The 11,737-nt window shown below is 66.7% G+C and carries 10 protein-coding genes; 9 read left to right on the top strand and 1 reads right to left on the bottom strand.

The window, feature by feature from the left end; genetic code table 11:
- The first annotated feature begins 233 nt into the window (after positions 1 to 233).
- From LDZ26_RS22545 to LDZ26_RS22580, 8 genes are all read left to right on the top strand, one after another.
- Positions 234 to 1,367, top strand: a complete 1,134-nt coding sequence (locus LDZ26_RS22545; protein ID WP_244851524.1) for a hypothetical protein — start codon at positions 234 to 236, stop codon at positions 1,365 to 1,367.
- A gap of 24 nt (positions 1,368 to 1,391) precedes the next feature.
- Complete coding sequence (locus LDZ26_RS22550) at positions 1,392 to 2,441, top strand: hypothetical protein (protein WP_244851525.1); 1,050 nt, start codon at positions 1,392 to 1,394, stop codon at positions 2,439 to 2,441.
- Positions 2,442 to 2,478: 37 nt separating this feature from the next.
- The gene (locus LDZ26_RS22555) at positions 2,479 to 3,759 is read left to right on the top strand and encodes a hypothetical protein (protein ID WP_244851526.1); all 1,281 of its coding nucleotides are present in this window, start codon (positions 2,479 to 2,481) and stop codon (positions 3,757 to 3,759) included.
- A 50-nt stretch (positions 3,760 to 3,809) separates the two neighbouring features.
- On the top strand, positions 3,810 to 5,693 hold the full coding sequence (locus LDZ26_RS22560; RefSeq protein ID WP_244851527.1) for a hypothetical protein: 1,884 nt from the start codon (positions 3,810 to 3,812) through the stop codon (positions 5,691 to 5,693).
- A 39-nt stretch (positions 5,694 to 5,732) separates the two neighbouring features.
- Entirely contained in the window at positions 5,733 to 6,434 is a 702-nt protein-coding gene (locus LDZ26_RS22565) for a hypothetical protein (RefSeq protein ID WP_244851528.1), read from the top strand.
- Between the two features lie 24 nt (positions 6,435 to 6,458).
- Positions 6,459 to 7,550: a hypothetical protein gene (locus LDZ26_RS22570; RefSeq protein ID WP_244851529.1), complete on the top strand. Its 1,092-nt coding sequence runs from the start codon at positions 6,459 to 6,461 to the stop codon at positions 7,548 to 7,550.
- Positions 7,551 to 7,613: 63 nt separating this feature from the next.
- Entirely contained in the window at positions 7,614 to 8,429 is an 816-nt protein-coding gene (locus LDZ26_RS22575; RefSeq protein WP_244851530.1) for a hypothetical protein, read from the top strand.
- A 64-nt stretch (positions 8,430 to 8,493) separates the two neighbouring features.
- On the top strand, positions 8,494 to 9,537 hold the full coding sequence (locus LDZ26_RS22580; protein WP_244851531.1) for a DUF4438 domain-containing protein: 1,044 nt from the start codon (positions 8,494 to 8,496) through the stop codon (positions 9,535 to 9,537).
- A 41-nt stretch (positions 9,538 to 9,578) separates the two neighbouring features.
- Here the strand turns inward: LDZ26_RS22580 and LDZ26_RS22585 are convergent, their stop codons facing one another.
- Positions 9,579 to 10,472, bottom strand: a complete 894-nt coding sequence (locus tag LDZ26_RS22585; protein WP_244851532.1) for an NAD(P)-dependent oxidoreductase — start codon at positions 10,470 to 10,472, stop codon at positions 9,579 to 9,581.
- A 279-nt stretch (positions 10,473 to 10,751) separates the two neighbouring features.
- Here LDZ26_RS22585 and LDZ26_RS22590 point away from each other — a divergent pair, with 279 nt between their 5' ends.
- The gene (locus tag LDZ26_RS22590) at positions 10,752 to 11,702 is read left to right on the top strand and encodes an ABC transporter permease (protein ID WP_244851798.1); all 951 of its coding nucleotides are present in this window, start codon (positions 10,752 to 10,754) and stop codon (positions 11,700 to 11,702) included.
- The last annotated feature ends 35 nt before the right edge of the window (positions 11,703 to 11,737 follow it).

An 11,737-nucleotide genomic window follows, 5' to 3' on the forward strand; every position in this document is an offset into this window, starting at 1 on the left:
CGCAAGATATATCTCGGCTGAAAGTGCGCTACCCCATATGCGGTAATCCGTTCGCATCCGCCAGTGCGCGCTAATGTCTTCTACGTCGCCACAAAAGGTTGGCTCAACGGGGCGAAAGCCGATGCAGCAACCCGCTTGCATGTCCCCCTTCTGACGATTGAACCGCGCGCGCAAGTTCCTACACTGCGCACATGGATCGGCTCGCGCAGTCGATCTCAGTTGCGGAGAAAGCAATGAGTGATCTCTTTGATAGCGACGTTGCAGATCAGGCCGATGCCGACGGCGCCGACAACTTCGACCGGCCCGAGCAGTTCGACGAATCGGCTGACGGCATGTATGGCGACGAGGCATTCGCCGACAGCGGCGATTGCGCGACGGAAGACTGCTTCGACGGGATGTCGTCGGGCGAAGCGGAAGGCGTCGACGACATGGCGTTGTGGAACGCGTTCGAAGAAGAAATCGCCGATGGCCTCGACGCCGCAAGCGACGACGAATTCATCGGCCGTCTGCTCGGCGGCCTCGGACGCGCTGCGGGTTTGGTGAGCCGCGGCATGGGGAGCGCGGCGGGCGCCGCAGGCCGGATCGGATCGTTCGCAAGCCGGGCGGGCGATATCGCCGGCGGCGTGGGACGCGCGGCGCGTGTGGTCTCGCCCGCTGCCGAAACGGCCGCGCGGCTGGCGCGCCTGCTGGGAGCGCCAGCCGCGGGCAGCGTACTCGATCAGGTCAGCCGCGTCGCGCAGGGCGTCGGGTCGGCGGCGGGGCGGGCGCAGAGCATCGCCGGATCGCTCGGTCAGACCGCGAGCGGGGCGCAGGGACTGTTCAGCCAGATCGGCCAGCTGCTGGGACAAGGCAACAGCGCCGACGATGCATTCGACGCAGTCATGGACCTCTATCTCGAAGACGGCCTCGACGAGGCTCTGCCCGCCGCAGTCGCGCTCGCGGCGCGTGCGGCGGCGCGCGGGCTCGGTTATCGCAACGTCGCGCAGCTATCGGAGGCGGGCCGCCGGGCGCTCGTGCGCGGCGTCGCGGCGGCGGCGCGTGAACTCGCGCGGCGGCGCGGACCGCAGGCCGTGCGCACGCTGCCGAGGCTTTCGGAATCGGCGGCGCGCGTGGCTCAACGGCAGGTGCCGACGCCGCAGCAGGCGGTGCAGGTGCTGCGCCGTGGTCTGCCGCGAGCGGCGCAGCGGCTCACCCAGCACCCCGGCATGGTGCGCCGCCTCACGCGGTCGCCGGGAGCGAGGCCGTCATCCGCCGGACCGCTCGCGCGCCCCCGCTCGCTCGGACGCGGCCTGCCCGGCGTCGGTCGCGGGCGCACGCGAACCATCCGGATCAGCGGGCCGGCCACGCTGACCATCACCCCGCGCTGAGCGTTGTCGAACAAGGAGCACATCATGGATCGCTTCGAAACCGATGTAATGGACGATTTGATGTACGAAGCCGCCGAAGGCCCGTCGCATCATCCGATGGACGCCTACGACGAGGGCGACGAAGACGGCTACGACGAAGGCGACTTCGGCGACGAGGGCGACGATGAGTTCCTCGGCCGCGTCGCCGGACACGCGGCCGGTGCGTTCGACAACTCCGACGAATCGGACGACGAGTTCCAGATGGCCGACGAAGGCGACGAATTCGACGAGTCGGACGAGTTCGACGAATTCGACGCGACAGACGAACTCGACGCGATGGAAGACGCCGTCGCCGATGCGCTCGACGCGGGCGACAGCGACGAGTTCTTCAAGCGGCTCGGGCGGATCGCGCGCAGTGTCGGGCGCGGCATCGGCAGCGTGGCGCGCACCATCGCGCCGATCGCGAGCATGATTCCGCTGCCGCAGGCGCAGCTGATCGGCCGTATCGCCAATGTCGCCGGAAAGATGCTCGCGGACGGCGCAGACGAGTTCGAGCTGTTCGACGAAATGGTCGATGCGCTCGACGAGGACGAACTCGATGCCGCCGCGCCCGTGCTCGCCGGCATGGTCGTTCGGCGCGCGCTGCCCGCAGTGGCGCGCGCGAACCCGCAGGTGCGGCGCGCGGCGGTGCGAACGGTCGCCCGTGCGGTGCGCACCGCGACGCGCAGCCAGGGACCGCAGGCCGCGCGCGCGGTCGCCCGCGTGGTGACGGCGACGCGCCGCATCGCGCAACGCCGGCGTGCGTCGCCGCAGACGGCCGTGCAGATCGCGCAGCGCGCGGCGCAGCAGGTCGTGCGCCGGCCGCAGACGGTGCGCCGTCTCGCGCGTCCGCTCGTATCGGCGCAACGGCGCGCGACGCCGCGCGGGCAAGTGGCGCGCGCGATCGCGCGTACGGTCGCGCCTGCCGCGCGCCGCGTGGCGGCCGCCTCCGGACGCCGGATACAGCGCGGCGGCGGCGCGTGCCCGCATTGCGGCGGCGCACGCCGCCTGCGTCTGCGCGGCCCGGTGACGATCGTCATCCGCGGGTCCCGCTAGCGGCGCGATCTGGCAAACGCAGCGGACGGAGCCCGCCATGAGCAATGTGGAGCGTTTTCTCCAAGCGAAAATCACCGGCCTGACGGCGCGGTTGTCGCGGCTCGCGCGCATCGACAATGCATTCGTCGGGTTGCGGCCGCAGGACATGCCTTATGCGCCGTCGGCGGATCATATTCGCGCGGCGAATTCACGGCTCGCGAGCGTCGAGCAGAGCATCCGCGCGCGTTCCGCCGAATTGCGTAAGGGCTGGCGGCAACGCCCGCCGCAGCGCGTGCTGATCGACATCGCACTCGTCGAACGTGAGCTCGATCGCGCGCGCCGTCTCTTCGGCATGTTCTACGAAGTCTTCGCGCAACGCGGCACGAGCTTCGGGCCGGCGCTCGCGGCGCACGATGTCATTGCGCAGGATTGCTACCGGGCCATCCGCCAGGCCGCGCCGCGCATCTTCGACGGTCCGCTGCTCAAGCCGGTGTGCTATCTGGAGCACGGCTATTCGCCCGCGACGATGCGGCGCGGCGTGCAGTTGTCGCGCCTTCTGGGCGAGCCGAACCCGTTTCCGCTGATTCGGATTCCCTGGGATCGCGACCAGCCGTGGCAGTCCGTTTTTCTGCATGAAGTGGCGCACAATCTGCAGGCCGATCTCGGCATCTGGCAAGAGAACCGTCAGGCCGTGCTGCGGCGCATTCTCGGTTCGTCGCGCGATCCGCTCGTCGCGACCGTCTACGGACGCTGGCACAAGGAAATCTTCGCGGATCTCGCCGCGCTGCTGCTGGGCGGCCCGGCCGCCGCGTGGGGCATGGCGGACTTTCTCGCGAATCCGGGGCCGCGCAGCATGACGTACCGGCCGGGCAGCGCGCATCCGACGGCCTATCTGCGCGTCTACCTGCTGGCGGAGATGCTGCGGCGCATGGGCTTCGGAAAAGACGGGACGCGTCTCTTGCGCGTCTGGCAGGCGCTGTACAAGCCGTCGCAGGGGCACCGCATACCGGCAGCGCTCATGAGCAGCGCGCCGCGCGTGATCCCCGACGTCGTCGATGAAATTGCGTTTCAGACGCGCCGCAATCTCGCCCAGCGCGCACTTGCCGACATCATTCCGTTTCGCCGCGAGGACGAGGACGCGATCCGGGCGGGCGCGCGCTGTCTCGCTGAGGAACGTCCGGCCGAGTTGCCGCCGCGTCATCTCGTGAGCGCGGCGCACTATGCGCTCGAAGCCGGCCGTATTGCGCCGCGCCGGCTGGCCGAGAACGTCATCGGACAACTGACGGATCACCTGCGCGAGAAGGCCACGGAGCCTTCGCACTACAAGACGGCAGCGTGACCAGCAACGAATTCTCCGACGCCAGGACTTGTCAAAGGTAGGTAGCCGCCATGAACGAAACCCCGAACGCCCTTTCGCCGATGCCGGATCGTCAGACCCTCGCCATCGACAATCTCATCCGGCGCGAACTGAAGGTGGGCGATCCGCGCGATCCTCAGGCGATCGCGCAGGCGCTGGCAGACCGCTATCAATCCGACGTTCGCGCGCAGGCGATCGAAGGCGAGGCGCAGGGCATGCCGTTTCTGCGCACTGCGGTGGTCCGGCCTTCGGCGCCGCCGCCGCTCGCCGCGACCAACATCGATCTGAACCAGGCCCGCCACGACGTCGAAACCGATATGGCGCGTCTGCTCGACGACAACCAGAGCAAGGACATCCGGCCGGAACTGGAAGGCTGGCAGCAGGTGATCGTGCGCTCCATCGACGAGGGCGTGGCGGCCGCGCGCATGTCGATGGACACGCGCCAGCGCGACAAGGCTTTCGCGATGCGACGCCAGCTCGGCGACTACGCGCGGCTCGCGCGCATGATCGGCGTGCTGACGCCGGACCTGAACCGCAGCTTTCGCGATCTCGGCCAGAGTCTCGACGAAGTATCGGCCGTCATCCTCGTGCTGATGGGCGAAGCACTGGCGAACCTCGGGTTCGCGGGCGGTCATTTCCTGCTGCAGGCGCCCTTCACCGAACTTCAGGCGCGTCGCGATGCCGTGCTGAATGCGTTACGCCAGGTCGACGGCGTCGCGGCGATGGTCGGACAGGGAAGCACGTGGCCGCGCGGACTGCAATCGTACCGGCAGCTCGCCGCGATGCTCGAAGCGCGCGGACAGGGCGATCTGCGCTCGCTGCTCGGCGAAGGCGAGCTCGCGCGCACCATGGACGAAGTCGTGCAGCTCGCGAGCGGCGGCGGGTCGAGCGGATTGCGGGCGATCGGAGCCACCGCGTGGGGACCGCTCGCGCGGCTCAACCGCTTCGTGCAATCGACGCTCGGGCAGATTCCGAACGTGTCGCCGGAACTGGCGACGCTGCTGGAGGCGCTGCAATTGTTCATCGACGGATTCATGCCGGCTGGCGGTTTCCGGCTGCTGCGCGTCGCGCGGCCCTCGGTGCTCAACTACGGCCTGTACGGACCGTCGCCGATCACGCCGGCGGAAAACCGGCTGATGAATGTCGTCAATCATCGTGGCACGCTCGCCCGTCAACTGGATTGCCTGACCGACTGCGCGTGCGATCACGACACGGTGCTCGCCCAGATCGTGCTCGACAAGCTGCTTTACGACATCGACCGCTCGATCGACTTCTACTGCGTAGGCGACGCCGATCTCGGTCTGCCGGAAGCGCGCGCCGCCGCCTACAGCTTCCTGATCGACGTGATCGTCGCGTCGAACCCGATCAACGCGAGCGCGCAGGCAAGAGAGCCGTTCTTCGGCCCAATGTGGCCGTTCCGCGGCAACCTTCAGCGGCCGCGCGCGTTCTGCAGCACCGGAACCGTGGTGGCCGGCGTGGCGGGCGTGATTCCCGACGCGGTCATCAACGAACTCGACGCGATCCGCCGCCTCTTGCGCCCGCTCGACGCGAACTACTGGTCGGTCACGACGACCGTGGCGAGCTTCCAGAACATCGTGCAGAACAATCTGAGCTTCATGGGCGGCGCGCCGTCCGCGCTGCGCTTCGTCGACGTGATGCACGAGGAACTCTGCCTGCAGCGGGACAGCGATCTGCAATGGCGTCCGCTCGTCGAGCAGATGACGATCGGCTGCGTGTCCGTCGAGGAGATTTTCGACAGTTCGACGACCGGCCCGGAAGGCATCTTGCCGCTCTTCATCGACCGTGCGCTCGACCTGTTCCGCGAGGCGACGGGCGGCGGCGTGCCCGCTTCGTGCACGCCGCTCGATCCGAGAATTCCGCCGCACTTCGAACAGACGCTCTTCGATCGCCTGTAGGCATTCACGCGTCGCCGGCCGCTTTTGCGGGAGGACATCATGACGATAGACAAATATGGCGGATGGGGAAGGCTTCCTCCGGCCGCCGCGCCGAGCCCGACCATCGCGCAGACGCTCTGCATGGCGCGCATCGAGCAGGACGACAACTTCGACGCGCTGACGCGGGCCGTCAACGATGCAGGCGACAACATCCGCGTGGCGCTCGCGAATCTGAATCCGAATGTGAACGTGGCGCTCGCCGCGCCGGTGGGCACGCTGCTGAACGACCTGAAGACGCTGCTCGACACGACCAACCGGAATATCGACTGCGTTGCGAAGGCGATTACCGGTCAGCCGAGTCTCGACGCCATCGCAACGCAAACGGCCGAGCTGCGCCAGTGCGTCTGCGAAGCGGGGGAGCGGGTGCGCCTGCTCGCCGGCATGATGAACCGGCAGGCGGACTGGCCGAGGCATCTCTCTTCTCTCGCCATCCAGGTGCTGCGGCATCTGTCGCGCTTGAAGGAGGTATTGCTCGCGGCAATGGACGAAAAGCCCTCGAAGAGTCTGGCCGCAAGACTCAATGAGCTTGGGAAATCGTTCGGCAATGAGATCGGCGGGCGCAACGACATTCCTTCAGGGATAGTGGATGAAATCGGCAATCTGTATCTCCCTATCCCGCCGGAAGAATACGAGAAGGAAATCAACGAGCGTCTGATCGCATTAGCGCGGGTCGAGCAAACTGTGATCGTCGAGCTGGCCTGATCGACGTGCCCGAGGAGCGGGACCATGAACTTCAATACCACGGAAACCATTCAGCGGCTCTGGGAGTCGTTCCTTCAGGAACAGCTCGCGAGCCTGCCGCCCGAACAGCGCGACGCCGCGGCGTCGCAGTTCGAGCAGCGCTTCGCCGAACTGCTCGGCAAGCCCAATGGCGACAGCGGCGAGTCGGCGTTTTTCGATCTGATCGGCCTCGGGCAGCAAGGCGTCGTCGGTTTCGACAAGGTCGGCTACGCGTACATCAAGCCGGACTTCGACGATTCCATCGTGCCGAGCCAGTTGCACGCGGCGGCCGAGCTGTACTACATCTATCAGCACGAGCGCATGAAGATCTTCGAAGTCGCCGAGACACTGCTCAAGCTCTTCCGCCTCGGCAAAATGCGCATTCAGCGCGGACCCGGCGCGCGCGGCTTGTATCTGCTCGAAAAGTGGCGTCCGCTGCGTTATACGCGGCAGGACCGCATGGTCGCGTACCGGCGGGCGTTCAATTACGGCACCGCCCCGGCGCCAGCAGGCGCGATCGTCAACCGAAACTTCCACCGCCAGTTGCTGGGATTCATGGTCGCCGTGAGCCAGTACTTCCGCGACCTGATGATCGGCGAAGTGATCCGCGGCGGCCCCATGCTCGAACAGCGGCCCTTCGGCAGCGTCGCGACGGTGCAGCGCATCGGTTTGGATTTGCGCTATGCGCTCGACCGCTCGACGTACGGCAACATCTTCGCGCTGACGATGGAGACCGGCCACTACCTGATTCAGGTGCTGAAGCTCCTCGATGCGCCCGACATCAAGAAGTCCTTCGATGCGAACACGAAGTGGGACGTGGTCGAGATCGTGTCGAACCGCTACCTCGGCGGCGTCGCGGAGCCGTCGCAGCGCGCGAAGATGGCGGAAAGCGGGCGGCGCATCCTTCAGTTCATCGCGGACAACGACTTCAAGACCGCCGTCGATCCAATACTGTTCCAGAGCGTCGTCCGGCCGATGGGCGCGCACGCGGAAGCATGGGTCGCCGCGTATCGCATGACGCCGGAAGGACGCGGCTTCCCCGGCGTGACGCCGGCGCTGCGAGGCGTGCTCGGCGTGCCGCAGCCGGTGGCCGTTTGAGCGAGAGTGGCCGAGCGGTGAACCATGAGCCATCGGCCGTGTAAGACGTGAGGCAGGAAAGCCATGCACGCATCCGACATGCTGGTCCACGTCCACACGAGGAAGCTCTCGTGTGTGCTCGATCCGGCGCTGATCCTCGCGACGCCAGGCGGCATCAAGCTGGCGCTGCGTCTGACGCACGTCGTCGAGCCGTGGCTCACCCGCACGTTCTGGCAGCTGATCGATTCGAGCGACTGGCTCCGGGCCGTCCTGCCGAACGAGGACGCGGACGCGGCCGTGGCGCCGCGCAGCGACGTGCTCGGCGCGTGGATCGAGATGCGCGAGCAGACGGATGCCGCGTCCTGGCCGTTTCGCTGGATCGGCGACCGCCTCGCCGAATCGCAGTTGCTCGATCACGCGGATGCCTGTCTCATCGAACACTACGAAGCGCTCGCCGACAGTCTCGCCGCCCGCGCCGAGCGCGGTCGCGGCAAGCGCCGCATGGACTGGCCCGCGCACTGGGACCCGGGCACGGCGAGCATCGACACGCTGCCGCTGTCGGCGGCGCTCGATGCCGCGATGATCCTGACCGCGCGAGGCGCGCTGAACGGCGACGAGGGCGAGCCCACGCTGGTGTCCAGGCTGCGCGAGCTGGACATTCTCGTGGAGCAAGCCGACAGCGCCTCGCCCGACTCGCTCTTCGCGGCGGAACGCGCGCTCTTGCGCGAGGCGCTGGCGCAGGCGGGTCTCACGGGCCTGTGTCAGCGCCTGCCGCGGCTCGCCGTCGTGCATGTGACGGCTGAAAGGTGGAACGCCTCATCCGCGGATGAGAACCGTTCGGACGATGCCCGCTCGTCCGACGCGTGGTCCGAAGCGCGGGCGTGGTGGTATCCGGTCTGACTCGGCGGCGGCTCGCGGCAGTCCGCGCGGCGCATCCGTCCGGCCGTAGAAGGGAGCGTGAATCATGCCGAGCGAACTGGCGACAACGCGTGCCGGCACACCGCGAATCAACACCGACGAACTGGTCGCCGCGGCCGTGACCGGACAGATCGCGCATCCGGTCGGGCGCGCGTCGGCGTATCGCATTGGTTACGACGGCGTGCCGCGCGTGCTGCACGGCACGGGCGGCATCGCGCTGAACAAACGTATCGGCGATGCATGCGTCGGGCTTGCCAGCGATCACACCGAACCGGGCGTCGCGCTGCATCACAACGGACGCGAAATCGTCGGTCCGCGCGACGGACCGAACAACGCGCTGCTCACGTATGCCTGCGTGGGCAATGCGGTGCATGTGATCAGCGGCCCATGCGAGGGACGCATCGGTCTCGTCACGGGCAAGCACGGCGGCGTGAATCACGTGCTCGTCGACTTTCCGAGCGAGGTGCTGCGGCGTCTGCGCATCGGCGACCGGATGCAGGTTCACTCCGTCGGTCCCGGCATGCGGCTCACGGATCATCCGGATATCGATGTCTTCAATGCGTCGCCCGCTCTCATCCGGCGCTGGGGCCTCGTCGAGCGCGACGGCAAGCTGCATGTTCCGGTCACCCATCTCGTGCCGGCGCGCGTGATGGGATCGGGACTCGGCAAGAACACCGCATGGCGTGGCGATTACGATATTCAGCTCGCCGACCGGCAGACGCGCGAGCGTTACCGGCTGGGCAGCCTGCGCTTCGGCGACATGGTGGCGATCATGCATGCCGATGCCCGGCGCGGCCCGCTTTTTCGCAGCGGGTTCGTGACCATCGGCGTCGTCGTGCATGGGGATAGTACGGTGAGCGGACACGGACCGGGCGTCACGCCGCTCATGAGCGGGTCATTGAATTCGATCCGGCCGATGCACGCGCCGCAGGCCAATCTCGCGGAGATCTTCGACGTGCGCCGCGCGGTGCCGCCGCGCGCGCGGCCCACGCTGATCGAGGCGACATCGCGGCGGCCGCGGCGTGGCGATCCTGCGGCCATCGCTCACGAAAAGCCCGATCGGGACCGGCATGAACCGTTACGTCGATGAGGGCGCATCGCGGTCGGCTGATGCGCTCCACCGCCCGCGCTTTACTTCGCCACCTGCTCGCGCCACTTGTAAGCCTGCTGCCAGCCGAGCAGGCGCTTGAGCTTTTCGTTGCTGAGCAGGGTTTCGGATTCCGCCAACTGCTTCTTGACCGGCACGTTCGGATAGAAGCGCTTCAGCAATTCGGCGGTGGGCAGATCCGACGAGACATCGTCCGCGGCGACGTTCATCACCTGGAATCCGAGACCGTCCTTCTCGATGGCAAGGCGCGCCGCCGTCGCGAGATCGCGTCCGTCGATGTAGCTCCACGCGATGCGCTTTCTCAACGCGGGGTTTTCGAGCCACGCCGGGAATTTTTGGTAGTCGGCGGGATCGAGCACGTTGCCGATGCGAAAGCAGTAGATATCCGCGCCCGTGCGGGCGTGAAACGCTTTTGCCGTCACCTCGTTGATGACCTTCGATGTGGCATAGCTGTCCATCGGGTCCACCGGATACTCTTCGTCCAGCGGGAAGTACACCGGGTCGCGATGCCGATGCGCGAACACCACGCCGTATGTCGTCTCGCTCGATGCGACGATCACCTTCTTGATGCCGAGTTTCGATGCCGCATCGAGCACGTTGTAGGTGCCCATCACGTTGATGCGAAAGACCTCGTTGTCGGTCGTGACCAGAATGCGCGGAATGGCCGCGAAATGCACGATGGCGTCGATCGGCTTCGGCTCGATGTCATCGTCGAACTCCTTCGGCGTGGTCGTGGATGCGAGCGCGTTGAAGACCTGTCCCGCGTCGGTGATGTCGGTAATGAGCGTGCGAGCGGTGCCCTTCGCCATGGGCACGCGGTCCACGTTCAGCACTTCATAACCGTGCGCGACCAGATCCTCCACCACCCACTTGCCGGCCAGGCCGCTACCGCCGGTCACAATCACTCGCTTCGTCATGCTGCGCTCCTTTTGAATTCGACAGTGTGTGCGCGCATCGTAGCCGTTCTTAGCCTTCCATTTCTGTGACGCGCGTCATAGCGGCGCGCGAGTTCTTCTACGGGTCATCCCCGATGCGCGACTATGACGCGCGTCACAGATTTGCCGTTTCCATCGCGCCTATGATCGGCCTCAGCCTGAACGGAGGAGCGATCGGTGAGCGCACTATCGTCGAACAAAGCGTCGAAGAAAGCGTCGGATAAAGGTTCGAACAAGCCGCAGCCGCAATCATCGCGCGGCGTGGCTCTGCTGCGTGCCTGTCTGCGCATCCGCGAGCTGAACGTACTGTCCGTGGTGCTGCTGGTCGGACTCCTGATCAGCGCGTTTTCGCCTTACTTTCTCACCACGAACAATCTGATGGGCGTGTTCCGCTCGTTCTCGCTCGTGGCGCTCATGTCCATCGGCATGATGCTCGTCATCATCACGGGCGGCATCGATCTCTCGGTCGGCTCGGTCATGGGGCTGTCGTCGCTCGTGACGGCGCTCGCCTTTCAGCACGGCATGACGGCATTCGCCGCGGTTCTGTCGGGGCTCGCGGTCGGCGTGATCGTCGGCGCCTTCAACGGCCTGATGATCACGTGGATACAGCTGCCGCCCTTCATCGCGACGCTCGGCACCTTGTCGATCGGGCGCGGGCTCATGTACATCATCACCAAGGGCGTGCCGGTCACGCCCGACGTGCCGGATGCGTTCACATACATCGGGCAGGGATATATCGGCTTCGTGCCGTTTCCGGTCGTCATCCTGCTCGCCATGACCGGCGTGTTCTCCGTCGTCATGCGTCAGACGCGCTTCGGCCGGCACGTCTACGCGACGGGCGGCAACGAAGTGGCCGCGCGCTTGTCCGGCGTGCGCACCGCCCGCGTGAAATTCGCGGTGTATGTGCTGTCCGGACTGATCGCGTCGATGGCGGGCGTCATCGCGTTCTCGCGCTTCGTGTCGGCGGAACCGGCGTCGGGATTCGGCGCGGAACTGGACGTGATCGCGGCGGCGGCCATCGGCGGCGCGAGTCTTTCGGGCGGCGCGGGCAGCGTCGAAGGCGCGATCATCGGCGCGGCGCTCGCCGGCATCATCACCAACGGCGTGGTGCTCCTCAACATCGATACCTATGCGCAGCAGGCCATTACCGGCTGCGTGATCCTGATTGCGGTGAGCATCGACATATGGCGCGTGCGCCGCAAAGGGCCCTGATTAGAGCCGAATCGACAGAAACCATAACGGGAGAC

The sequence above is a fragment of the Caballeronia sp. SL2Y3 genome (assembly GCF_022879575.1).
In the GTDB taxonomy this organism is placed as follows: domain Bacteria; phylum Pseudomonadota; class Gammaproteobacteria; order Burkholderiales; family Burkholderiaceae; genus Caballeronia.

Coding starts and splice junctions, on each gene's coding strand:
- LDZ26_RS22565 (WP_244851528.1), top strand. CDS start 5,733: ATGACGATAGACAAATATGGCGGATGGGGAAGGCTTCCTCCGGCCGCC.
- LDZ26_RS22555 (WP_244851526.1), top strand. CDS start 2,479: ATGAGCAATGTGGAGCGTTTTCTCCAAGCGAAAATCACCGGCCTGACG.
- LDZ26_RS22560 (WP_244851527.1), top strand. CDS start 3,810: ATGAACGAAACCCCGAACGCCCTTTCGCCGATGCCGGATCGTCAGACC.
- LDZ26_RS22545 (WP_244851524.1), top strand. CDS start 234: ATGAGTGATCTCTTTGATAGCGACGTTGCAGATCAGGCCGATGCCGAC.
- LDZ26_RS22570 (WP_244851529.1), top strand. CDS start 6,459: ATGAACTTCAATACCACGGAAACCATTCAGCGGCTCTGGGAGTCGTTC.
- LDZ26_RS22550 (WP_244851525.1), top strand. CDS start 1,392: ATGGATCGCTTCGAAACCGATGTAATGGACGATTTGATGTACGAAGCC.
- LDZ26_RS22580 (WP_244851531.1), top strand. CDS start 8,494: ATGCCGAGCGAACTGGCGACAACGCGTGCCGGCACACCGCGAATCAAC.
- LDZ26_RS22585 (WP_244851532.1), bottom strand. CDS start 10,472: ATGACGAAGCGAGTGATTGTGACCGGCGGTAGCGGCCTGGCCGGCAAG.
- LDZ26_RS22575 (WP_244851530.1), top strand. CDS start 7,614: ATGCACGCATCCGACATGCTGGTCCACGTCCACACGAGGAAGCTCTCG.